The following is a 20,636-nucleotide window of genomic DNA, read 5'->3' on the forward strand; positions in this document are numbered from 1 at the left end:
CTGCGCCGGAGGCCTCCGAGCCGGCGAGAAGTGCCATGCTCTCCTCCCTGATCACCTGGTGATCGGCAAGCGGTTGAACCTGGTCGCCATGAGATAGCCGAGCCAGGCCGACGCAAGCGACAGCACCACCACACTGACAAGATAGGTCGCCGCAAGGCCGAGGTCGCCCTCGAGAAGCAGGATGAAGGCGTCGAGGCTCATCGACGAAAAGGTGGTGAGACCGCCGCAGAAGCCGCCGGTCACGAACTGGCGGCCGGCCGGGCCGACCATCAAGCGTCCATCCGGCCGGGTCAGCGTGGAAAAGAACATGATGACCCAGGAGCCGACGACGTTGACGAACGCCGTTGCAAGCAGCGCGCTCCAGCCCAGCAGCGAGACGACGACGTAGCCGCATAAAAAGCGCGCCAGCGAACCGATGGCCGCGCCGCAGCCCACCGCCAGATAAAGCCGCATGGCTGTCTGTCTATCGTTTCCAAACATGCGCCCTACCCCGCCATCCGCACGACGGTCCAAAACCCAAAGGCGACGGCAAGCACGCAGAGCGCCGCCGAAGCCACGATGTTGAGAGCGGCGAGCCGCCGCTCGCCGTCGAGCGCGAGGTTGAGCGTCTGCAGGCAGAAGGACGAAACCGTGGTGTAGCCGCCGAACAGCCCGACCACGATCAGGTCGCGCACGAGTTCGGCGGAAAAGATGCCGCCGACGGCCCGCGCCGCGCCTGCGAAGGCGCCGATGGCAAGCGCGCCGGAGACGTTGACCACCAGCGTGCCCCAGGGAAAGGTCTCGCCGACGCTGCGGCCGACAAGGCCCGACAGGAAGAAGCGGGAAACACCGCCGAGGAAGCCGCCGATCAGGACCAGGGCGCAGGCCGCAAGGCTCATCGCTTCTTTGCCTTTCCACAAAGCGATTCCTCGCGGGAATCGCGCCATCAAGACAGGCGTGTGCGAGCGGAAAAAGAAATCCTGCCGCGCGAAAGCACGCCTGGCAGGAGTCATCAGCCCAGATGCGAAAAGCTCGGGCGGTTTCGGGGGAACCCCATCCCCATTTGACGAGGGAAACTAGGTGGTCGCGGGGTCGCGGTCAATCGGGGCCACTATGGTTGCGACGCGCTTCTTCGCGCCCCGTTAACATTTGCCGAATCCGTTATGGTGGCGGACGCGGTGGCGGACGAGAGACCGGAACTCCCGGGGCTGACGCAGAAGCGGCCGCGATCCCTCGTCTCTATGCGTTTCCGGCGTGTCGGAAATTTTGCGAACCAGGCTACGACGTGACCTTCTTCAGCACGATGGTCTGCGGCTTGCCGTCCAGCGGATCGACCTGGTGGCGAGTGTCGGTGAGGAAGATCAGCCGGTCATCGACCGTTATGCGGGCCTGCAGCGCGTAGGCCCTGCCGGGCTGGATTGCCTTGGGATCGAAGCCGATCTCGAATTTGATCGGCATCTGGCCGGCCACGACGATCTTGCGCTGGCCGACGAGCGTCGCCGGCGCGCCGGCCAGCGAGATGTCGGCGAGTTCGACCGAAAGCACGGCATTGGGCGGCAGCGCGATGCGCTCGCGATAGGTCACCTCGCCGGCAATCGTCTTTTCGGCGGCACTGGTGAACTCCGGCACGGCAAGCACGCCGACCACCAGCGGCACAAGGCCGAAGATGAAAAATTCCGCGATCCTGTCCAGCATAAGATTGCTCCCGCCCAGCAAATCAAACCGATTTGCAAGGTCGGGAAGGATTGCGGTCGTTCGATGGCCTTGGGGAGGAAATTCGCCGGCTTGTCCCTCAGGCGGATTGCCAACCGAAATTGCGAAGAGCAGTTCGGGGCGACCCTCTTCTCCCCAAGGGGAGAAGGTGCTGCGAAGCGCGCCGGATGGGGCGATCGCCAAGGCAATGCCGTCCTGGCTTACTTGTCCGGGGTCTTCCAACGATCCGCGGCTTCGTCGTCGGCTTCCTTGGCCTCGACCCAGCCGCCTTCGGAGCCGTCGGCACGGTGCTCCTTCTTCCAGAAGGGCGCGCGCGACTTCAGGTAATCCATCAGGAAATTCGCCGCCTCGAAGGCCGCCTGGCGATGCGCGGAGGCCGCGACCACCAGCACGATGTTTTCGCCCGGCGCGATTTTTCCATGGCGGTGGACGACGGTGAGCCCCTGCAGCGGCCAACGCCCGATGGCCTCAGTGGCGATGCGGCCGATCTCGGCCTCGGCCATGCCGGGATAGTGCTCGAGCTCGAGGGCGGCGAGCGCGCCTTGCTCGTCACGGCAGAGGCCGGAGAAGGTGACCACGGCGCCGATGTCGGCACGGCCTTCGGTCAGCGCGGCAATCTCGGCGGCGACGTCGAAATCCTCCCGCTGGACGCGGATGGCCGGCACGACCGTGCTCGCCATCTCAGCCCCCGGTCATCGGCGGAAACAGCGCGATCTCGCGCGCGCCCGCGATTTTCTCGCGGTGGCCGACATGTTCCTGGTTGATGGCGACGCGGATGACGTCCGGATATTGCAGCGCGTTTTCGTATTCCTCGCCGCGCGACTTCAGCCAGCGCAACAGGTCGGCGACGGTCTCGACGCCGGCGGGCAGCTCGACATGCTCTTCCGGCTTGCCGATCCGCTCGCGCACCCAGGCGAAATAGATGAGCTTGGTCGACATCTCACTCGTCCATGATGTGTTTCAGGCCGGCCCGGAAATAGTCGTAGCCGGTGTAGAGGGTGACAAGTGCCGCGATCCACAAGAGCACCAGGCCGATTTGGGTGGTCAGCGGGAAGATCTTGTCGCCGGCCGGGCCGACGAGCAGGAAGGCGATCGCGACCATCTGGATGGTCGTCTTCCATTTGGCGAGTTGGGTCACCGGAACCGAGACCTTCAGCGCGGCCAAATATTCGCGCAGGCCCGAGACAAGAATCTCGCGGCACAGGATGATAATCGCCGCCCATAGCGACCAACCGGCAATGCCGGCATGGCGGTCGGTGTCGGCGGCGAGCAAGAGCAGGCAGGTGGCGACCAGGAGCTTGTCGGCGATCGGGTCCAGCATCTTGCCGATGTTGGAGGTCTGCTGCCAGGCGCGCGCGAAATAGCCGTCGAAATAGTCGGTGATGGAGGCGAGCAGGAAGATGGCGAGCGCCGACCAGCGGGCAAAGTCGGAGGACTTCAGATGGCCTTCGAGAAAAAAGCACAGCACCACCAGCGGCACCGCGATGATGCGGGCGTAGGTGAGGATGTTCGGCAGGTTGAAAGCGCGCTGGGCCATATCTGATCGGGATCTCTCTCCGCCTGCCTACTCAAATCAGAAGCCAATGTGGGGGGTCAACAGGCGAGATTCGATTGGTCAACCCAAAATAGGCGCAAGAATGGTCAGCTGTCATGAAAATGGTTGTAGACCAGCTTCGCCACGTGCTCGGAAATGCCATCGACCTTGACTAGGTCCTCGACCGCGGCGCGGCTGACCGCCTTGGCGGTGCCGAAATGGTGAAGCAGCGCCCGCTTGCGGCCTGGGCCGATGCCGACGATCTCGTCGAGCGGGCTCTTGACCATCTCCTTCTTGCGGCGGGCGCGGTGCGAGCCGATGGCGAAGCGATGCACCTCGTCGCGCAGGCGCTGGACGAAATAGAGCACCGGGTCGCGCACCGGCAGCGTGAAAGAGTCCCTGCCCTTGACGAAGAAGCGCTCGCGCCCGGCGTCGCGGTCCTGGCCCTTGGCGATGCCGATGGCGACGACCCGGTCCTCGATGCCGAGATCGGACAGGATCTTGCGCACCGCCGTCATTTGCCCCTGGCCGCCGTCGATCAGGATGACGTCCGGCCATGCCGGGAAGCTGCCGATTCCCTCGACAAGATCCTCGGCCGCATCGTCCTCGGCCTCCGCGCCCGCTCCGATTGAAGGCTGGACGTCGCCGTGCTCCCTGAGCAGCCGCGAGAAGCGGCGCTCCATCACCTCGCGCATCATGCCGAAATCGTCGCCGGGCGTGATCTCGGTCGAACGGATGTTGAACTTTCGGTACTGGTTCTTCACAAAACCTTCCGGCCCGGCGACGATCATGGCGCCGACCGCATTGGTTCCCATGATGTGCGAGTTGTCGTAGACCTCGATGCGCACTGGTGGCCTTGCGAGGCCGAAGGTCTCGGCAAAGCCTTGCAATAGCCGCGCCTGCGTCGACGTTTCCGCCAGCCTGCGGCCGAGCGCCTCACGCGCGTTCTGCAGCGCGTGATCGGTGAGATCCTTCTTCTCGCCGCGCTGCGGCACCGAGATCGCTATCCTGCGCCCGGCGCGGGTTGACAGCGCCTCGGCGAGCAGCTCCTGCTCCTGCACCGGCTGGGAAAGAAGCAGCGTACGCGCCGGCAGCTTGTCGTCATAGAACTGCGCGAGGAAGGAGCCCAGCACCTCGGCCGGCTCCAGCGCCGGATCGGCCTTGGGAAAATAGGCGCGGTTGCCCCAGTTCTGGCCGGTGCGGAAGAAGAACACCTGGATGCAGGTCTGGCCGCCTTCCTGGTGGATGGCAAAGACATCCGCCTCTTCCACAGTCTGCGGGTTGATGCCCTGATGCGCCTGCACATGCGACAGCGCCGCCAGGCGATCCCGGTAGATAGCGGCCCGCTCGAAGTCGAGCTCTTCGGAGGCTTGTTGCATGGCGGCCGAGATCTCGGTCTTCACCTTCTGGCTGCGGCCGGAGAGAAAATCCTTCGCCTCGGCAACCAGCTCGGCATAGCCCCGATGCGATATCTCGCCGGTGCAGGGACCGGCGCAACGCTTGATCTGGTAGAGCAGGCAGGGCCGCGTGCGGTTCTCGTAGAAGGAATCCGTGCAGCTTCGCAGCAGGAAGGCGCGCTGCAGCGAATTGATGGTGCGCCCGACCGCGCCGGCGGAAGCGAAGGGCCCAAAATAGTCGCCCTTGCGCGAGCGCGCGCCGCGATGCTTGTAGATGCCGGGCGAAACATGGTCGCCGGTAAGCAGGATGTAAGGGAACGACTTGTCGTCCCGCATCAGCACGTTGAAGCGGGGCCTCAGCCGCTTGATGAGGTTGGCCTCGAGCAGCAGCGCCTCGATCTCGGTGCGGGTGACGACGAATTCCATCGTCGCCGTCTCGCGCACCATGCGGCCGATGCGGGCGGTGTGGAAGCGCCCCTGCGCATAGTTGGTGACGCGCTTCTTCAGGCTGCGCGCCTTGCCGACATAGAGCACGTCGCCGGCGGCGTTCATCATTCGGTAGACGCCCGGCTGGTTGGGCAGCCGCTTGACCAAAGTCTGGATCACCTCGGCGCCGACCATGCCGTCGGCGTCGCCGGCATGCGGCGTCCAGTCGATAGCGGTGAAAGCGACGTCGGGACCGGCGGCAACCGCCTCCGGCTCGACGATTTCCTCCGACGCCTCGTCCTCGATGTCGAGATCGGGCGGCAAATCATCGGCGGCGCCGAGGGGGCTGTGTTTATGGGCAGGACTCATTCCACCATGCCTGTCACATCGGGCGTCTGCCATGCAAGATGCTGGCCGCCGTCGAGCGCGATCATCTGGCCGGTGACGGAGCGCGCTTCCCAAAGATAGCGGATGGTGGCGCCGAATTCCGGCAATTGCGGGCCGCGCTTCAGAATCAGTCCTTCGACCTGCCTGCCGAAATCATCGTCGTCCTGGCGCTTGTTCTTCAGCGTCGGGCCGGGGCCGATGGCATTGACGCGAATGCGCGGCCCCAGCGCCTGCGCCAGCATCTGGGTTTGCGTCCACAGGGCCGATTTCGACAGCGCGTAAGAGAAATAGCGCGGCGTCGGCCGCCAGACACGCTGGTCGATGACGTTGACGATCAGTCCCTCCGCGCCTTCCGGCAAGGCGCGAGCAAAGTTCTGCGCCAGCAGCGCCGGCGCCTTCAGATGAATGGCGAAATGGCGGTCCCAGGCCTGCCAGTCGAAATCCTCGATACGGTCGTCGACGAACAAGGAGGCGTTGTTGACGAGGAGCGTGACCGGGCCAAGGGCAGCTTCGGAGCGGCCAACCAGATCGCCGACGGCTTTCATATCGGTGAGGTCGGCGGCGAGCACGGCGGCACGGCCGCCCTGGTTCCTGATGCGGCTGGCCAGCGCCTCGGCCTCGGCTCCGGAACGATTGGCATGGATGGCCACGGCAAAGCCATGCGCGGCAAGGTCCTCGACGATCGCCTTGCCGATCCTTTTCGCTCCACCCGTCACCAGCACCACGCCAAAGGCTTCTTTCATGTCGTCAATCCTCTATCGGCTTCACGATTCCGGGAAGCCGGCACAATATGACGGGCCAAGCGTTAAATGCCATTTCTACCTGGGGCAGGAATGTGGCGAAGCGGCCCGTACGCACGCTGCCGACCCGGATTGCGGAAGTTTCATAATGCAATATATGTCCCCGAACCCCTTGAACCAAGCGGTGTGCAGCGCAACATGACTAGCGTGCTGACATTCGCTGTTGCGAAGATGCAACGTCACCTTTTGGCCTCATTCGCGCCAGGGAATTACCCAAGTTCAGGTTCGCTTCAGCCGTATTTCAGCACGACATTTGGAACTGTTGAACGCCAGGCCCGTTTATCCCCCCGGACGGGCCGGGGGCATTCATGAACATAAAAAGCCTCGTGTCTTGTGGCTTAAGGAGTAAACAACAATGCAAGCTAATCTCAAGTTTGCGCGGCCGCTGGCGGTTGCGCTCGGGCTCTTCGCCCTCGGTGGTACCGCTTATGCCGCAGACGCCGTCACCGAAGAGCCGCCGGCACCGGCCCCGGTCGCCGAACTCCCCGTCGCTTCCTGGGCCGGCCCCTATGCCGGTATCAGCCTCGGCTACGGCTTCAGCGGCCATGCCGACGCCCGCGACATCGGCGTGAATGTGAAGACCAAGGGCTTCATCGGCGGCGTCTTCGGCGGCTACCAGTGGCAGCAGGACAACTTCGTCTACGGCGCTGAAGCCGATCTCGGCTACAATGGCGTCAAGGGCGACAGCGCGGGCATCGATGCGAAGGGCGGCCTCGAAGGCTCGCTGCGCGCTCGCCTCGGCTATGCCGTGACCCCGGAAATCCTGCTCTATGGCACCGGCGGTCTCGCCGCCAAGAACCAGAAGATCGACGACGGCGTCAGCAGCGACAGCAAGGCGATGCTGGGCTGGACGGCCGGTGTCGGCACCGACATCAAGATCACCGACAATGTGTTCGGTCGTGTCGAGTACCGCTACACCGACTACGGCGACAAGAATTTCGACAATGTCGGCAACGTCAAGTCGAAGGACAACCGCGTCCTCTTCGGCGTCGGTATGAAGTTCTAAGTCGTCCAAGCCACGACACGGAAAAAGCCGGGCCGCGCGCCCGGCTTTTTTTGTGGTTGGCGTTGCCCCAGGCCGACACGTTTGGCCACGCCTTCAACGCAACCCGGTGGATGGCGCCTGCTGGAAAGCCTCATGGGCTGAAATCGACTGCAGCTGGTCGAGCCAATTCGCGCGCGAGCGCGAGAAGACCTGGGCGTCCGGACGGTAGTCGGCCGGGTCGGTCATGGTCGCGGCGTGAACGTGGATCTCGCCGGGCCATCTGTCGGAGCGGAAGTAGAGCCTGGTGCCGCAGGACGGGCAGAACCCGCGAAAGGTGTTCGGGCTGCTTTCATAGTGCCTGATGACGCCGGCCCAGTTCAGCTGCTCCGGCCTCATGCCGAGGAAAGCAGTGAAGGGAGCGGACGTGGCGCGCTGGCAATCGGCGCAGTGACAGACAAGATTTCGCGTGAGCTCTCCGGAATAGATCCAGGTGACCGCGCCGCACATGCAACGTCCCGCCAGAGATGCCATCGCTTCCTCCGCCGACTGCGTGCCCGGGCCGACCCCCGCCGACACGGCCGATGTGAAGGATAGGCGGCGCGATCTGTTCAGGCTGGCCGCTTTGCGACCTTGGCGGGTTTGACCTTCGGCGGCAGTGTCTCGACGAAAGCCAGCGCACGATCGATCCACTCGGCGAGATCTGCCTCGGTTGCAGTGCCTTCCGGCGCGACGTGGATATAGCCTTCCATCGAACGCCCGCCCATTTCCATCGGCCGCGCATGGGGCCGTGCGGCTGCGGCCGCGTGCCCGTCCTTGCCGACACGCACCAGCAAGCCGCGCTTCGAGGTGCCGACCAGCATATTGCCGTTGATCATGAAGCAGGTGCCGCCGAACATTTTCTGTTCCGTGAAAGCGCGCCGGCCAAGGGCCGCGCGCAAGCGCTCGACCATCGGGTCGGGGGCGACGATTGTTTGGGTGACCGACTTCGCCATGCGAACCACTTCGTAATTGCACGGCCTATGCAATCACGAATCCGGGCGACAATTCAATATGGGGAGGCGCGGCGGCGAGGCTGCCGATCTCCCCCACAAGGGTGGAGATGAGCTGTTTACCCCGGCACGCAGCCCTTCAGTTCCGGAAACTTTTCGTCGAAGCGCGCGGCCCAACGTGTAAGCCGGCCGCGGCCCTTTTCCCACTGGCCGCCGAAACGCAGCGCGAGATAGCCGAGGGTGGCACGCAGCGCCAGCTGGCCGGCGGTGATCTTCTTGGGCAGTTTCGGCGGGTTGGCGTTGAGCAGGTCGAGCGCGGCGGTGATCTTCGCCCACTGGCGGTCGAGCCAGGGTTGATAGACCATGGCGTCGGGGCGCGTGCGCCGCTCATAGACCATCGACAGCGCGCAGTCGCAGATGCCGTCGGCCAGCGCCTCCAGCACCTCGGCCTCGAGCCGCTTGTCGGGGTTGCGCGGGAACAGCACGTTCTTCGACAGCCGGTTGAGATGCTGGGTGATCGCCCGGCTGTCGTGGATCGTGCGGCCGTCCTCCAGCACCAGCACCGGGATCTTGCCCAGCGGATTGGCCGAGATCAGCTCCGCCGGCTTGTCCTCCGTCTTGACCGGCACGAGGTCGATGGCGATGCCGGCATAGGCGGCGGCCATGCGGACCTTCGAACTATAGGGAGAGGTGGAGGCGTAGAGCAGCTTCGGCATGGATCGGGTTCCTGATTGTCCGCGCGCACTGTTGACCGAATGCTCTTGCCAGAGCAACGGCCAGCGTCGCCAAAACCTACCGCCAATTGGCCGCACCTTGTTCGAGCGGCGCGTGCCGCCGCTACTTCAGGGACCGCTCCATGATGATGGTTCGTTCGTCGTCGTGGAAGGAGTCCCGGAGCGCGCGGAAGCCAAGTCTGAAATAAAATCGCTCCGCGGTGACCGAGGACGGCACCGTCAGCACCGTCGCGCCGTTTGCCCGCGCTGCTTCCTCGATCTCCAGCATCAGCCGGCTGCCGACGCCGCGTCCCTGAAATTCAGGATCGACGAACACAGATCGAACCATTGTTCCGTCCAGCCCCGCGGTACCGACAATTTTGTCGCCGCAAACGGCGACAAAGACTTGGCGCTTCTTGAAAAGTTGCAGCACGGCCGAGGGGCTGAAGCTCTGCTCAACGCGGGCGATGATTTCCGGCCCGTAATCCCTGGCGTTGTTTTTCCGCAGAGCGGCAACAATGACCCGGCTTACCGCTTCGGCATCGCCTCGCCTGCCCGTCGAATTCCAAGCCACAAAGCCATGATCAACCCTTTCTACCTGATCGACGTGCGGCAGCAGCCGACATCGCCCGGACCAGAACGGATCGTGACGATGCGAGCCGGTCGCGCAATAAAAAAGCTCCCGGAAGTTTGCCGGGCGGCAAATTTCCAGGAGCTTTCAGGACAGGCCTTTACCGATCCACTTCGCCCGCTGTCACGCCGAACTGGCGAGAGGGGCGCCTCGACGGCACCCACCCTCGCCTGTTCAGGCTCGCGAGCGAAGTTACGCGATTACTTCTTGGCCGGCGCCTTCTTGGCAGGCGCTGCCTTCTTCACGGCTGCCGTCGACTTGGCGGCTGCTGCTTTCATCGGCGCCTTGGCGGCGGGCTTGGCCGCTGCCTTCGCTGCCGGCTTCTTGGCGGCGGGCTTCGCTGCCGCCTTGGCGGCGGGCTTGGCTGCCGCCTTCGCGGCCGGCTTAGCCGCAGCCTTCGCCGCAGGCTTTGCCGCTGCCTTGGCCGGAGCCTTGGCCGGAGCCTTGGCTGCTGCCTTCGGTGCCGCTGCCTTCTTCGCTGCTGCAGGTTTCGCGGCAGCCTTCGGTGCCGCTTTCTTTGCCGGCGCTTTCGCCGCCGGCGCCTTGGTTGTCGTCTTTGCCATGCGATGCCCCTTGCGTTTTGCCCAAGGTCGTGAGTGACCCGGCGTGCTCATGCATATCTGACTCGCGGCTATCTAGCCAGCGAAGCAACACAATGAATTTCAGTTATTGAATTTTGGTTACGCAAGACGCGTTGACAAGGGCATCGGCAAAAAAAACGACAGAGAATCTTTGCTCGTCGAAGTGAAATTGCGCCGTCGAGAATTCCCGATGCTCTCTATCGCCGGATCATCCAGACATCTTGATGCCGCGCAGAGCGTAGAATGTGAGCGTATTGCTCATAATGGACAACGCACACCATACAAAGCACCTCATCTTGTCCAGCGGAAAGATTTACAAGTCAAGGCGGAGCAGAACCGAACCGGCGAAGGGGCAAAGCTTGCGCGGCAAAAAGCGAGCTTACAGCTCACATTCAAAAAACTGCCGCTGGAGAGCTTGATCCGCTCAGGCTCCACTGCAGACGGCGTGAGGACTCCGCCGTTCCATGCTCCTCGCAAGTTCGGAGGGGAGAAAACCGTTGCGCATAGTCCTGGAATTGCTGTTCTTCGTTGGTCGCAATTCCGGACGGAAAACCGCTTCGCACTTTTCCTGGAATTGCTGTTCTTCCTTGGTCGCAATTCCGGACGGAAAACCGCTTCGCACTTCCTGGAATTGCTCTCAGGCCAAATGTGAGTATCCTGCTTATATTCTCGGGAGGCAGGTTGGGGATGTCTACTCGCATTGCAAAGCCAGCCCCGCGCATGCGCAAGGAGCCGCGCCAGGCGCGCTCGGTCGCCACCGTCGAGGCGATAATCGAAGCAGGTGCCCGCGTTCTAAGCGAGATCGGCTGGGCGGGCTTCAGCACCAACAAGGTGGCCGAGACCGCGGGCGTGAGCATCGGGTCGCTCTATCAATATTTCCCCGACAAGCTTGCGCTGGTCGACGCCATCCGACGCCGCCACTTCGACCATGTGCTGTCCGTCATTCGCGAAGCCGCGGCCGAGGAGAAGCCGCTCAGGCAATTCGCGCGCGAACTGGTGCGCGGCATGATCGCCGCGCACAGCATTCACCCGACGCTGCATCAGGTGCTGCTCGACGAGACGCCGGGCGACCGCGGCTCGCGCGCCGCGCATGCCTCGTTCCAGGCCCACTATCTCGAGCACTATGCGGCGGCCGTCGCGCAATACCGCCGGCGCCTGAAAAATACCGAGACCGTGGCGCGCGTGCTCTCCTCAGCCGTCGAGGGCGTGATCCACAATGCGGCGCGCCGCAACATGCTCGATGCGCCGGAGCTGCAGAAGCAGCTCGGCGAGCTGATCTGCGCCTATCTGTCCGGCCAGGGCGCGCGAGCGTGACGATCGCGAGACCGACGCCGTCAGGGTCGATAGCCGAGGCAGATCGCGCCCAGCGCGACGACGGCATAGGCTCCGATACGGCGCGGCGTCAACTGCTCGCCGAGGAAAAAGCGGCCGATGAAGGCCGCGAAGACGACACTGGTCTCACGGATGGCGGTGATCGGCCCGGCCGGCCCCAGCGCGAAGGCGGCGACCACCGCGCCATAGGCCAGCAGCGCGAATAGACCGCCGCTCAAGGCCTTCCGGCCGCGCAGGCCGACGAAAGCCGCCGGCAGCAGGGCACCGTAAATCAGCAGCACCCAGGCGGTGTAGGCGGCGCTGTCGCCGGCGACGCGCACGCCGATCGCGTCGACCGTCGCATAGACCGCGATGATGATGCCGGTGGCCAATGCGTAGAGGATCGATGTCACTGAGGCCCTGCCCCGCCCGACTGACAGAGCCATAATGCCGCAGGCGACCAGCGCGACGCCGATGAGTTCCGGCGCGGCGAGCCGCTGGCCGGCCAACAGGAAGCCGCCGAGCGCCACCAACGGCGGCACGCTGCCGCGCACGATCGGATAAACCTGCCCGAGCTCGCCATGGCGGTAGGCCGCAACCAGGAACACGCTGTAGCCGACCTGAAGGACGGCCGACAGCACGACATAGGGCCAGGCAGCCGCAGCCGACAGCGGATGGAAGAGCGCCAGGACAATAGCAGCGGCAGTGCTCGAGAAGCTCATGACTGTGACCGTCCACAGCCTGTCGGCCCCGGTCCGTAGGAAGGCGTTCCAGCTGGCATGCAAAATGGCCGCGGACAGCGCGAGCCCGACGACCGTCGCGTTCATTGGGGGCCCCGCGCGCCGGCGAGGATGGCGGAAGCCGCCTTGCGCGCATTGGCGACGGCGGCATCAGCCTCCCCCATCTGGGCCATCAGCGTCGCGCCCTCGATCAGCATCAGCAGCGCCGTGGCGACGCCCTCGGCCCGCTCCGGCGGCATCTCTTCTTCCAGGATGGCGCGCAGGCGCGCCCGCAAACCCTTTTTCTGGCGGCTGGCTGCCTTGAACACCGGATGATCGGGATCGCCGAACTCGGCGAGCGCGTGCGCGAACAGGCAGCCGTGGAAAGCCGGATCGCGAAACCAGCGTTCGTGCCAGTCCAGTATCGTGAAGATCTTCGCTTCCGCCGTGTCCGCCGCCGCGGCCAGCCGGTCGAGCTGGCGTTCGAAACGCGCCGCGCGGTGCTCCAGCACCGCGACGATCAGATCGTCCTTCGCCGGGAAGTGGCGGTACATCGTCATCTTGGCGATGTCGGCCTCGGCGATAATGCGGTCGATGCCGGTGGCGTGGAAGCCGTCACGCTTGAACAGCGAATACGCGGTGTCGACGACATGCTGGCGTTTGGCGGAGGGCGATGAGGGCATTCTGCTGCCTGGTGATGAGACAGGTCTGTCTCTTTTAGGCGGCAGTTCGACAGTTGTCAATCGGCAGCCGATTAGCCGATTTGCTTTCCGGCGATGGCCGGCAAGCTCACAATATTCGCGATGGGACTGATTCCGTCGACGGGCCGAACGGAGTGGCCTGCGACCTGAAGGCAGCGGACCAGGGAATGGATCTGCGGCTTCTTACCGAAGCACGCGGCAGCGGCCGTTATAAACCATCCAGCGGTCGAAGCCGGAGACGCAGAACTCGACATTGTCGCCGATCGAGGCGAAGCCCTGGCCTTCCTCGATCAGGTAGAAGATCGAGCGGTCGCGGCCGTCCGACAGGCTGACGGTGGCGCGGCAATAGTGCCGGCCGATCGGCCATCTCTCGCTCGACGGCAGATAACGATGCAGGCGGATGTTATGGAAATCGGTGATCGCGACATCCGGCAGGTGCGGCACATGATGAACCTGATAGCTGAAGCGATCGGTGATCTTGCTCAGCACCCAGGCCTCGGCGCAGACGCTGCCGTCATCCTCGGTTAAAACGGCAAGGTCGGCAGCCTGCGCTGCCTGGGTGAAACCAAGCGATGTGCCAAGCGGCGTCAGAAGCGAAATCAGCGCGGCAAGGGCGGAATGGGCGAAGCGAGTCATGACAGCCTCTCAAGGTCGGTTGCACGCACTGTGCGGATTCGCTTGACGGTGGTCAAGCGGTTGTGAAGACAATGGTTTCCCAAATCATCGTTCCAGATGCGGTCCGGCTGTCAGACGGTTCCCGCCACCAGCAGTCCGCCGACGACGGCCAGGTTGATCAGGAAGGCGCTGCGCAGCACCTGCCGCTCCGGCTCTTCGGACTCCCAGAAGCGCAGCAGCGCGACGTTCGTCGCCAGCGTGAACAGGACAAGCGCGCAGGCGGCGAAAGGCACGGCACGGCCGAGCGCGAGCATCAGGCCGGCGACGACCTCGAGCGCTGAGCCGGCTGCCAGCATGACAGCGGGAGCCGGAAACTTCCGGCTCGCCAGATAGTCGCACATCGCCTTGAATTTCAGGAAGTGCTCGATGCCGGCGAAGACGAACACGCCGCCGATGAGAAGCGCGCCTATCGCCTGAACGGTATCGATCGACATGTCGACCTCCTGCCAGGCTTCCGGGTCAATCCTTCGGGATGAAAGCGGGGTTGTAGACGACTTCCCAGAGATGATCGTCGGGATCCTGGAAATAGCCGGCATAGCCGCCCCAGAAGGTCTTTTGCGCCGGCTTGGCGACGCGCGCGCCGGCCTTGACGGCCTCGGCCATCGCAGCGTCGACCTCGGCCGCGCTCGACACGTTGTGGCCGATGGTGAACTCGGTCGGACTGCGGCTGCTCTGCGGCACGGTGGCGTCGAGGGCGATGCTCGCGCGCTCGAAGATCGCGAATTTCAAGCCGCCGGCAAGCTCGAAGAAGGCGACGGCGCCGTGCTCGAACTCGCGGCCGATGATGCCTTCGGTCGGCAGGCCCAGGCCGTCGCGGTAGAATTTGAGCGACGCCTCCAGATCGTCGACGCCAAGGGTAAAGACGGTGATGCGAGCTTTCATTTCTCTCACTCCCTTCTATATTCGTCACCACATCCGCGACCGGATGCGGCGCGGTGAAGGCGCTGGACGCGCCAAGAGGCTGCATCCTTTTTGCCACGGCGGAAGCGACCCGCATTGAAGATTTCGGCCAAAATGGCCGAAGCGGACCCGCCAGAGCACGAAGCAGATCGGAGAAGATATGGAAGCGGTCCTGGCGCAGACCACCGGCTTCTTTCGGGAACGGCCCGTCCCGCGAGGCCTGGCCGGCGCCTTCTCCGTCGTCTGGGTGCATCGCATGGCGAAGCAGGACGTCCCGCCAATCGTCGTCACGCCGGACGCGACCATCGATCTGCAATGGATCGAAGGTCGCTTCCGCGTGGCCGGACCGGACAAGGAGCCGCAGATCGAGCGCCTTCCCCCCGGGTCGGTGATCATCGGCTTCCGTTTCCGGCCGGGCGCGGCCGCCGGGTGGCTCGGCCTGCCGGCCGGCGAAATCGTCGGCGGGCGGCTGAGCCTCCAGGACTTATGGGGTACGCGTGCCCGCGAACTGTCGGATCGCGTCAAGGCCGCGCCCGACCTCGCCGGCATGGTGCGGCAGTTGGAAAATGAAGTCGGCGCGCATACAGAGGGGCGCGATGCGCTCGATGCGCTGATGGGCAGGGCCTTCGACCTCATTGATGAAGGCCTGTCGCCGGAGATGCCGCTGGTTCCCTGTCTGCTCAACCGCCTCAACATGAGCGAGCGGACGCTGCGCCGGCGTTTCGAGGACGCTTTCGGCTATGGTCCGAAGACGCTCGACCGCATCCTGCGCTTCCACCGCTTCCGGCGCCTGCAGCGACGGCATAGCGATGCCTCGACCGCGCTGCTCGCCATCGAGGCCGGCTACGCCGACCAGGCGCATCTGATCCGCGAAACCCGGCGGCTGACCGGCGTGACACCCTCGGCGCTGGCGTAGGTCAGTCTTCGGCTGGTCCCGGTCTCACTCACCGGCCAGCCATTCGATCGTCCAGCGCGACGGCTGTTCGACGGCAAGCACTCCATGCAAGGCCGGCAGCATCAGCCGCAATTCGGCCTCCAGCGTGAAGGGCGGGTTCACCACCACAAGGCCGCTGCCGTCGAGGCTCGGTTCGCTCGAGGCAGGCCGGATCTCGAAGCCGATGTCGAGCAGTTTTGGAATGCCAGTCTCCTTCAGCGCGGCGCGGAAGGCGGCGACCGCCTTGCGATCCTTGATCGGATACCAGAGCGCGTAGATGCCGCCCGGCCAGCGCCGGTGCGCTCGGCGCAGGTTCTCGACGAGACGCTGGAACTCGCCCTCCTCCTCGAAGGGCGGATCGACAAGCACGAGCCCGCGCTTTTCCTTCGGCGGCAGATGCGCGCCGAGCGCCAACCAGCCGTCGAGCTCGATCACCCTGGTCTGGATGTCGCCGGCGAAGACGGCTTTGAGCCGCGCAGCGTCCTCGGAATGCAACTCGATCGCCGTAAGCCGATCCTGCTGGCGCAGGAGATGGCGCACGATCAGCGGTGAGCCGGGATAGCGGCGGAGACCGCCGTCGGGATTTTCCAAGCGCACCGCTTCCAGATAGGGCTGAAGCAACGCCGCCGTCCGAGGCTCGAGCGCGGCCTCGGATAGCCGGCCGATGCCGCCCTGCCATTCACCCGTCTTGCCGGCCTCCACCGACGCGAGATCGTAGCGGCCGATGCCGGCGTGAGTGTCGATAACGCGAAAGGCCTTGTCCTTCTGCTTCAGATACTCGACCAGCCGGCTGAGCACCGCGTGCTTGACGACATCGGCGAAATTGCCGGAGTGGTAGGCGTGGCGATAATTCATGCCGCCTTCACCTTTGCGAACCGCCGCGGCCCCAGCGCGGCGGCGGGGGCTGCGAGTTGGGATTCTGCGGCGGCTTGTTGCCACGCCCAAAGACCAGCGAAAGCACCAGCCCAGCCAAGCCGACGCCCATCAGCGTGTAACCGGCCGGCTGCGCGCGTTCGTCGACCGAGCCGGTGCCGGCACGCAAGATCAGGTCGACGGCGCGCATGTCGATGCCGTCCGCATCGCCCGGACCGGCAGTGAAGACGTAAGCGCCCGGCGTGACCGTCTCTATCACACCGGCCTCGTCGCGAAAGATCTTGTCGGGCAGCTGCGGGCTCACCTGGCGTGGATTGTCGGTGTGGTTGAAGGAGAGCGTCGAGGCGAGCGCCGTGCGGCCGCCGCTTGCCGCGGTCAGCGTCAGCACCGTGTGCTGCTGCGAGGCGACGCGCTCGGCACGCGCGGTGAGGTCGACCAGCACGCGAACAGGCGCGTCGCGCGCAGCGAGCCGTACGGTCGCCGGCCGGAAGCGGCCGCCCTCGTAGACGCGCCAGGTGCCGATCGCATGGCCGGAGAAATTGCTCACCGCCCAAGGATAGAAGACCCCGATGGCAGCGCCGGCGATGAGGACAAGAACCGAGAGGAAGCGCATTGAAAGCCCTGGTTAGAGCTTCTTGCGGGCGCGATCGCCACTTTTGGCGGCCTCGTCCCGCGCAGCGTCGCGTATCCGCTCCATCTCGTCCAGAAACATCTCCAGGCCAAGCTCGAAAGTCTTGTCGAAACCGCTTGTGCCAAAGTAAGCTGCGGCCGCCACGACACTGGGATAGTCGCGCTGCAATTCTTCGTCGCTGACCGTGGTGACCGCCGACGGCCCCTTGGCGTAGCCGGCGGTCTCGTCGAGGATCGCGCCCATCAGATAATAACCGGCGGCGCGGAACAGACGGGCGCTGAGCTCAGGTCCGAAGCCGCCATCCTCGAACAGGCCGATGATGGCGTTCAACTTGGCGAGGCAGGGCGGCGAGTTCATGCGATAGACGACGATGAACGGCGCGAAGGCCGGATGCTCCGTCGCCACACGCCGGAATTCCTGCATACCGATGCGCGCCCGCTCACGCCAAGGAAGGCTGTCATCGGGGATCACGAGCCCGCTCATCTGGCGATCGACCAGCGCCTCGTAGAGATGCGCCTGCGAGGGAAAGTGATGGTAGATGCTCATCGCCTCGCAACCGAGCCTGGCGGCGAGCTTGCGCATCGAGAAGCCGGAGAGCCCTTCCCGCTCGATCACCTCAAAGGCCGCGTCCTCGATCATTTCGCGAGACAGTTTTCCGCGGGTTCGGATTTTCTTGCTCGGTGAGTCCATGGCGCCGCTTGACAACTTACACTGTAAGGTTCATGTTCCAAATCACCTTACACCGTAAGGCTAACAAAAACCAGAGGAGAACACCATGCCTGTCATTCGCATCATCTCAAGCGCGCACTCCTGCCTTCGCTCCGCCTCGCTGCTCGCCGCTATCGCGTTCACCGCGGCCTTGACCATGCCTGCCGGCGCCGACGACTACGACGCCGCCATCAAGGACATCCAGTCGACCATTGGGGGCGTGCCCGGCTTCATGAAGCAGTTCCCGAAAGCCGGTCTGCCCGGCGCGTGGGCAGAGGTCAAGGCAATCGAGATCAGCGACAAGACAGCGCTGCCGCCGAAGGTGAAGTCGCTGATCTCGCTGGCGGTCGCGGCGCAAATCCCCTGCAATTATTGTGTTTGGTCGGACACCGAGAACGCCAAACGCGCCGGCGCCACCGACGAGGAGATCCAGGAGGCAGTCGCCTTGGCCGCCTTGACCCGCCACTGGAGCACCATCTTCAACGGCATGCAGGTCGACTTCGCCCAGTTCAAGAAGGAGATGGGCGGAGAATAGGGAGAGGCTATGAGGAGTAGAAACAGGAATGCACGGCGTCCAGTTGTCCAACCTGCGCTGCTCCTTGTGCTCCCCTTTTTGGTGCACCTCAGAGTGGTGGCGATGCCGGGAGGCCATCTCGGCGTGCCGGACAGCACGGCTGCGGAGCCGTCGTCACCACGGCCGCCTAGCCCCGATCAATTCGGAAAGCGCGTTTCGCGGACAGGGCCTACAGGCTCGCCAGATCTACCTGTTGGCGAACTAAGATATACTTGCGCAATTTTCTAGCCCGAAAGACCGGCCGCAAGAAATGCCAGAGGCCGAGAGACGGCGCCAGACGCGTTCCTTGTCTTCACCTTGAAGCCTTCCGCCCCTAACGCTCGACAAGCTTTGCGTAGGCCGCGGCACGCGATGCTTTACCGCGGGAAAACCGGCCGGAACCGACCCCTTCTATGACTCAAAGGCGCGCCTGCCTACGCTTACAGTTAACCAACCGCAAAAGACTGAAGTTAATGAATCCCTAAATTAGTTGACTATGCCGCGCACAGGTATATCTTTCTATACGTTGGGTGTGCAATTTGGGCGAGCAGTCCGCGGTGGTGGCAACCATGTTCGTGGATCGCGACTTAGGGGCAAAGGGACGCTGAGCGGCAGCACATAAGCCGTACGGCAACGACCCCGCTTACTCAGACAAAACACATCGTGTTTTTGGCGACTTCGCGCATGCGGAGGGGATCGCCATGATTTCACCTGGTCGGGCAACGCTGTTGCCCCGGCCCGGAACGACGATGCGTGGGTGTGTGCGAGTATGAGGTCGCCATGGGTAGGGTCATCAAAGTTCTGAAGCTGGACACCAAGCCGGGACGGAGGCGTGCCGATCAAGGACGCGCGCTGGTCGCCGGCGGAGCAGGATTTCTGGGTTCTCATCTGTGCCAAAGGCTGCTTGCCGATGGATATGAAGTTATCGCGCTGGACAATTTCCACACGGGCAAGCGCTACAACCTGTCAGCGATAGCGCGTGACGCGACTTTCACCTGCATCAGGCACGACATCGTCGAGGAACTGCCGACGGACCTTGCTGTCGACGAGATCTACAATCTCGCCTGCCCGGCTTCTCCGCCGCATTATCAGGCCGATCCGATCCACACCTTCAAGACCAGCGTGCTCGGCTCGATCAACCTTCTGGAGCTCGCGCGGCGACACAACGCCAAGATCTTCCAAGCCTCGACTTCGGAGGTCTATGGCGATCCGCTGGTGCATCCGCAGCCCGAAGGTTACTTCGGCAATGTCAACACGCACGGTCCGCGCTCCTGCTACGACGAGGGCAAGCGCTCGGCCGAGACGCTGTTCTTCGATTACTCACGGACATACGGCATCGATGTCCGCGTCGCGCGCATCTTCAACACCTATGGCCCTCGCATGCGGCCCGACGACGGCCGCGTGGTGTCGAACTTCATCGTCCAGGCGCTGCGCGGCGACGACATCACCGTCTACGGCAGCGGCGCGCAGACGCGCTCCTTCTGCTTCGTCGACGACCTGATCGAAGGCTTCGTGCGCCTGATGAACGCCGCCGTGGCCCCCCAGCACCCGGTCAATCTCGGCAACCCCGTCGAGTTCACCGTCATGGAATTGGCCGAGCTGGTCATCGACTATACGAATTCACGCTCGCGCATCGTGCACCGGCCGCTGCCGGTCGACGACCCCAGGCAGCGCAAGCCCGATATCTCGTTTGCCAGGCAGCATCTCGGCTGGGAGCCGAAGGTTGCGCTGAGCGAAGGCCTCGCCCACACCACTGCCTATTTCGACGCCGTCCTGGGCGGACGCCGGTTCATCGCCCCGCGCAGGGTCCAGGCATCAACCGCCAGGGAGGCAACGGCATGATGACCCGCCGCCCCGTTCTGGTGACGGGTGGCGCCGGCTTCATCGGTAGCCATGCCTGCAAGCTGCTGTCGGCGGCGGGCTACTTGCCGGTGGTCTACGACAATTTGAGCCGCGGCAACGAGAAAGCCGTCGCCTGGGGGCCGCTGGTCGTCGGCGACATCCGCGACCCCGAAGCGTTGCGGCGGGCGATCGAGACTCACAGACCACAGGCGATCATCCATTTCGCCGCCCTTGCCTATGTCGGCGAGTCGGTCAGCGCGCCGGCGGATTATTATGCGACCAATGTCGGCGGCACCATCGCCGTACTGGACGCCGCGCGGGCAAGCGGCATCGACAAGGTGATCTTTTCCTCGAGTTGCGCGACCTATGGCGTGCCGGAAGCATTGCCGGTGAGCGAGGCCTCGCCGCAGAAGCCGATCAGCCCCTATGGCCGCAGCAAGCTGATGGGCGAAGAAGTCATCAGGGACTATGCCGCTGCCTATGGAACGAGATACGCGATCCTTCGCTACTTCAACGCCTGCGGCGCCGATCCCGAAGGCGAGCTTGGCGAGTGGCATACACCCGAAACCCACCTCATTCCGAGGGTGCTGATGGCGGCGTCCGGCATGATCGAGGCGATCGAGGTCTTCGGCGCCGATTACGAGACGGCGGACG

General features: G+C 64.1%; 28 protein-coding genes and 1 riboswitch. Of the genes, 7 read left to right on the top strand and 21 right to left on the bottom strand.

The genetic code is table 11. The annotated features are described in order from the left end of the window. Positions 1-51: 51 nt before the first annotated feature. The 8 genes from crcB (P9228_RS26640) to P9228_RS26675 form a co-directional block, all read right to left on the bottom strand. On the bottom strand, positions 52-453 hold the full coding sequence (gene crcB / locus P9228_RS26640; protein ID WP_278056429.1) for a fluoride efflux transporter CrcB: 402 nt from the start codon (positions 451-453) through the stop codon (positions 52-54). 32 nt (positions 454-485) lie between these two features. Then, positions 486-878 (bottom strand): fluoride efflux transporter CrcB, encoded by a 393-nt coding sequence (gene crcB, locus P9228_RS26645; protein ID WP_067330731.1) that lies wholly within the window; start codon positions 876-878, stop codon positions 486-488. 97 nt (positions 879-975) lie between these two features. Beyond that, a riboswitch (Fluoride riboswitch) is annotated at positions 976-1,049 on the bottom strand. 208 nt (positions 1,050-1,257) lie between these two features. After that, complete coding sequence (locus P9228_RS26650; RefSeq protein WP_278056430.1) at positions 1,258-1,674, bottom strand: YbaY family lipoprotein; 417 nt, start codon at positions 1,672-1,674, stop codon at positions 1,258-1,260. 218 nt (positions 1,675-1,892) lie between these two features. Then, positions 1,893-2,372 (bottom strand): molybdenum cofactor biosynthesis protein MoaE, encoded by a 480-nt coding sequence (locus P9228_RS26655; RefSeq protein WP_095823619.1) that lies wholly within the window; start codon positions 2,370-2,372, stop codon positions 1,893-1,895. Position 2,373: 1 nt separating this feature from the next. Beyond that, positions 2,374-2,631 carry a molybdopterin converting factor subunit 1 gene (gene moaD / locus P9228_RS26660; RefSeq protein WP_067330385.1) on the bottom strand — a complete coding sequence of 86 codons (258 nt, stop codon included), beginning with the start codon at positions 2,629-2,631 and terminating at the stop codon, positions 2,374-2,376. Between the two features lies 1 nt (position 2,632). Next, positions 2,633-3,229 carry a CDP-diacylglycerol--glycerol-3-phosphate 3-phosphatidyltransferase gene (gene pgsA / locus P9228_RS26665; RefSeq protein ID WP_067330383.1) on the bottom strand — a complete coding sequence of 199 codons (597 nt, stop codon included), beginning with the start codon at positions 3,227-3,229 and terminating at the stop codon, positions 2,633-2,635. 104 nt (positions 3,230-3,333) lie between these two features. Further along, positions 3,334-5,418, bottom strand: a complete 2,085-nt coding sequence (uvrC, locus tag P9228_RS26670) for an excinuclease ABC subunit UvrC (protein ID WP_278056432.1) — start codon at positions 5,416-5,418, stop codon at positions 3,334-3,336. Further along, complete coding sequence (locus tag P9228_RS26675; RefSeq protein WP_127246187.1) at positions 5,415-6,179, bottom strand: SDR family oxidoreductase; 765 nt, start codon at positions 6,177-6,179, stop codon at positions 5,415-5,417. The genes uvrC and P9228_RS26675 overlap by 4 nt, the downstream gene beginning before the upstream one ends. 412 nt (positions 6,180-6,591) lie before the next feature. Here P9228_RS26675 and P9228_RS26680 point away from each other — a divergent pair, with 412 nt between their 5' ends. Continuing rightward, positions 6,592-7,242, top strand: a complete 651-nt coding sequence (locus P9228_RS26680; RefSeq protein WP_066995784.1) for an outer membrane protein — start codon at positions 6,592-6,594, stop codon at positions 7,240-7,242. A gap of 93 nt (positions 7,243-7,335) precedes the next feature. Here the strand turns inward: P9228_RS26680 and P9228_RS26685 are convergent, their stop codons facing one another. The 5 genes from P9228_RS26685 to P9228_RS26705 form a co-directional block, all read right to left on the bottom strand. Further along, a complete protein-coding gene (locus tag P9228_RS26685; RefSeq protein WP_127246188.1) occupies positions 7,336-7,752 on the bottom strand; it encodes a GFA family protein in 417 nt (138 codons plus the stop codon). A 77-nt stretch (positions 7,753-7,829) separates the two neighbouring features. Further along, positions 7,830-8,213 carry a TfoX/Sxy family protein gene (locus P9228_RS26690; protein ID WP_164748505.1) on the bottom strand — a complete coding sequence of 128 codons (384 nt, stop codon included), beginning with the start codon at positions 8,211-8,213 and terminating at the stop codon, positions 7,830-7,832. 116 nt (positions 8,214-8,329) lie between these two features. Then, positions 8,330-8,926, bottom strand: a complete 597-nt coding sequence (locus tag P9228_RS26695; protein WP_095800053.1) for a glutathione S-transferase — start codon at positions 8,924-8,926, stop codon at positions 8,330-8,332. Between the two features lie 121 nt (positions 8,927-9,047). After that, entirely contained in the window at positions 9,048-9,497 is a 450-nt protein-coding gene (locus P9228_RS26700; RefSeq protein ID WP_278088267.1) for a GNAT family N-acetyltransferase, read from the bottom strand. A gap of 257 nt (positions 9,498-9,754) precedes the next feature. Then, positions 9,755-10,117, bottom strand: coding sequence for a hypothetical protein (locus P9228_RS26705; protein ID WP_067330367.1), 363 nt, complete (start codon positions 10,115-10,117; stop codon positions 9,755-9,757). A 106-nt stretch (positions 10,118-10,223) separates the two neighbouring features. Here P9228_RS26705 and P9228_RS26710 point away from each other — a divergent pair, with 106 nt between their 5' ends. Further along, complete coding sequence (locus P9228_RS26710; RefSeq protein ID WP_278056435.1) at positions 10,224-10,787, top strand: hypothetical protein; 564 nt, start codon at positions 10,224-10,226, stop codon at positions 10,785-10,787. Positions 10,788-10,855: 68 nt separating this feature from the next. Then, positions 10,856-11,449 carry a TetR/AcrR family transcriptional regulator gene (locus P9228_RS26715; RefSeq protein WP_278056469.1) on the top strand — a complete coding sequence of 198 codons (594 nt, stop codon included), beginning with the start codon at positions 10,856-10,858 and terminating at the stop codon, positions 11,447-11,449. Between the two features lie 20 nt (positions 11,450-11,469). Here the strand turns inward: P9228_RS26715 and P9228_RS26720 are convergent, their stop codons facing one another. From P9228_RS26720 to P9228_RS26740, 5 genes are all read right to left on the bottom strand, one after another. After that, positions 11,470-12,273 (bottom strand): DMT family transporter, encoded by an 804-nt coding sequence (locus P9228_RS26720; RefSeq protein ID WP_278056436.1) that lies wholly within the window; start codon positions 12,271-12,273, stop codon positions 11,470-11,472. Next, positions 12,270-12,848, bottom strand: coding sequence for a TetR/AcrR family transcriptional regulator (locus P9228_RS26725; protein WP_278056437.1), 579 nt, complete (start codon positions 12,846-12,848; stop codon positions 12,270-12,272). Before P9228_RS26725 ends, P9228_RS26720 begins: the two co-directional genes overlap by 4 nt. 201 nt (positions 12,849-13,049) lie before the next feature. Continuing rightward, entirely contained in the window at positions 13,050-13,502 is a 453-nt protein-coding gene (locus P9228_RS26730; protein WP_095829242.1) for a hypothetical protein, read from the bottom strand. A 110-nt stretch (positions 13,503-13,612) separates the two neighbouring features. Further along, positions 13,613-13,975, bottom strand: a complete 363-nt coding sequence (locus P9228_RS26735; protein WP_278056438.1) for a DoxX family protein — start codon at positions 13,973-13,975, stop codon at positions 13,613-13,615. 25 nt (positions 13,976-14,000) lie between these two features. Then, positions 14,001-14,423, bottom strand: coding sequence for a VOC family protein (locus P9228_RS26740; protein WP_127217095.1), 423 nt, complete (start codon positions 14,421-14,423; stop codon positions 14,001-14,003). 178 nt (positions 14,424-14,601) lie between these two features. Here P9228_RS26740 and P9228_RS26745 point away from each other — a divergent pair, with 178 nt between their 5' ends. Beyond that, on the top strand, positions 14,602-15,357 hold the full coding sequence (locus P9228_RS26745; RefSeq protein ID WP_127246195.1) for a helix-turn-helix domain-containing protein: 756 nt from the start codon (positions 14,602-14,604) through the stop codon (positions 15,355-15,357). Positions 15,358-15,381: 24 nt separating this feature from the next. On the opposite strand, the gene P9228_RS26750 is transcribed toward P9228_RS26745, so the two are convergent. From P9228_RS26750 to P9228_RS26760, 3 genes are read right to left on the bottom strand one after another with little or no spacing between them, the layout of a single operon-like run. Further along, the gene (locus P9228_RS26750; protein ID WP_127240974.1) at positions 15,382-16,230 is read right to left on the bottom strand and encodes a 23S rRNA (adenine(2030)-N(6))-methyltransferase RlmJ; all 849 of its coding nucleotides are present in this window, start codon (positions 16,228-16,230) and stop codon (positions 15,382-15,384) included. Positions 16,231-16,237: 7 nt separating this feature from the next. Then, a complete protein-coding gene (locus tag P9228_RS26755; RefSeq protein ID WP_278056441.1) occupies positions 16,238-16,861 on the bottom strand; it encodes a hypothetical protein in 624 nt (207 codons plus the stop codon). 12 nt (positions 16,862-16,873) lie between these two features. Continuing rightward, the gene (locus P9228_RS26760; RefSeq protein WP_245322283.1) at positions 16,874-17,518 is read right to left on the bottom strand and encodes a TetR/AcrR family transcriptional regulator; all 645 of its coding nucleotides are present in this window, start codon (positions 17,516-17,518) and stop codon (positions 16,874-16,876) included. A 136-nt stretch (positions 17,519-17,654) separates the two neighbouring features. Between P9228_RS26760 and P9228_RS26765 the strand changes: the two genes are divergently transcribed. The 3 genes from P9228_RS26765 to galE all read left to right on the top strand — a co-directional run. Then, on the top strand, positions 17,655-18,122 hold the full coding sequence (locus P9228_RS26765; protein WP_278056442.1) for a carboxymuconolactone decarboxylase family protein: 468 nt from the start codon (positions 17,655-17,657) through the stop codon (positions 18,120-18,122). A gap of 798 nt (positions 18,123-18,920) precedes the next feature. Next, positions 18,921-19,982, top strand: coding sequence for a UDP-glucuronic acid decarboxylase family protein (locus P9228_RS26770; RefSeq protein ID WP_127324484.1), 1,062 nt, complete (start codon positions 18,921-18,923; stop codon positions 19,980-19,982). Then, positions 19,982-20,636, top strand: a 655-nt coding sequence (galE, locus tag P9228_RS26775; protein ID WP_278056443.1) for a UDP-glucose 4-epimerase GalE, incomplete at its 3' end; no start/stop codon positions are given. The genes P9228_RS26770 and galE, both read left to right, overlap by 1 nt.

The sequence above is a fragment of the Mesorhizobium sp. WSM4898 genome, assembly GCF_029625845.1.
Lineage (GTDB): Bacteria > Pseudomonadota > Alphaproteobacteria > Rhizobiales > Rhizobiaceae > Mesorhizobium.

Coding starts and splice junctions, on each gene's coding strand:
- crcB (WP_278056429.1), bottom strand. CDS start 453: ATGCGGCTTTATCTGGCGGTGGGCTGCGGCGCGGCCATCGGTTCGCTG.
- crcB (WP_067330731.1), bottom strand. CDS start 878: ATGAGCCTTGCGGCCTGCGCCCTGGTCCTGATCGGCGGCTTCCTCGGC.
- P9228_RS26650 (WP_278056430.1), bottom strand. CDS start 1,674: ATGCTGGACAGGATCGCGGAATTTTTCATCTTCGGCCTTGTGCCGCTG.
- P9228_RS26655 (WP_095823619.1), bottom strand. CDS start 2,372: ATGGCGAGCACGGTCGTGCCGGCCATCCGCGTCCAGCGGGAGGATTTC.
- moaD (WP_067330385.1), bottom strand. CDS start 2,631: ATGTCGACCAAGCTCATCTATTTCGCCTGGGTGCGCGAGCGGATCGGC.
- pgsA (WP_067330383.1), bottom strand. CDS start 3,229: ATGGCCCAGCGCGCTTTCAACCTGCCGAACATCCTCACCTACGCCCGC.
- uvrC (WP_278056432.1), bottom strand. CDS start 5,418: ATGAGTCCTGCCCATAAACACAGCCCCCTCGGCGCCGCCGATGATTTG.
- P9228_RS26675 (WP_127246187.1), bottom strand. CDS start 6,179: ATGAAAGAAGCCTTTGGCGTGGTGCTGGTGACGGGTGGAGCGAAAAGG.
- P9228_RS26680 (WP_066995784.1), top strand. CDS start 6,592: ATGCAAGCTAATCTCAAGTTTGCGCGGCCGCTGGCGGTTGCGCTCGGG.
- P9228_RS26685 (WP_127246188.1), bottom strand. CDS start 7,752: ATGGCATCTCTGGCGGGACGTTGCATGTGCGGCGCGGTCACCTGGATC.
- P9228_RS26690 (WP_164748505.1), bottom strand. CDS start 8,213: ATGGCGAAGTCGGTCACCCAAACAATCGTCGCCCCCGACCCGATGGTC.
- P9228_RS26695 (WP_095800053.1), bottom strand. CDS start 8,926: ATGCCGAAGCTGCTCTACGCCTCCACCTCTCCCTATAGTTCGAAGGTC.
- P9228_RS26705 (WP_067330367.1), bottom strand. CDS start 10,117: ATGGCAAAGACGACAACCAAGGCGCCGGCGGCGAAAGCGCCGGCAAAG.
- P9228_RS26715 (WP_278056469.1), top strand. CDS start 10,856: ATGCGCAAGGAGCCGCGCCAGGCGCGCTCGGTCGCCACCGTCGAGGCG.
- P9228_RS26720 (WP_278056436.1), bottom strand. CDS start 12,273: ATGAACGCGACGGTCGTCGGGCTCGCGCTGTCCGCGGCCATTTTGCAT.
- P9228_RS26725 (WP_278056437.1), bottom strand. CDS start 12,848: ATGCCCTCATCGCCCTCCGCCAAACGCCAGCATGTCGTCGACACCGCG.
- P9228_RS26730 (WP_095829242.1), bottom strand. CDS start 13,502: ATGACTCGCTTCGCCCATTCCGCCCTTGCCGCGCTGATTTCGCTTCTG.
- P9228_RS26735 (WP_278056438.1), bottom strand. CDS start 13,975: ATGTCGATCGATACCGTTCAGGCGATAGGCGCGCTTCTCATCGGCGGC.
- P9228_RS26740 (WP_127217095.1), bottom strand. CDS start 14,423: ATGAAAGCTCGCATCACCGTCTTTACCCTTGGCGTCGACGATCTGGAG.
- P9228_RS26745 (WP_127246195.1), top strand. CDS start 14,602: ATGGAAGCGGTCCTGGCGCAGACCACCGGCTTCTTTCGGGAACGGCCC.
- P9228_RS26750 (WP_127240974.1), bottom strand. CDS start 16,230: ATGAATTATCGCCACGCCTACCACTCCGGCAATTTCGCCGATGTCGTC.
- P9228_RS26755 (WP_278056441.1), bottom strand. CDS start 16,861: ATGCGCTTCCTCTCGGTTCTTGTCCTCATCGCCGGCGCTGCCATCGGG.
- P9228_RS26760 (WP_245322283.1), bottom strand. CDS start 17,518: ATGATCGAGGACGCGGCCTTTGAGGTGATCGAGCGGGAAGGGCTCTCC.
- P9228_RS26765 (WP_278056442.1), top strand. CDS start 17,655: ATGCCTGTCATTCGCATCATCTCAAGCGCGCACTCCTGCCTTCGCTCC.
- P9228_RS26770 (WP_127324484.1), top strand. CDS start 18,921: ATGGGTAGGGTCATCAAAGTTCTGAAGCTGGACACCAAGCCGGGACGG.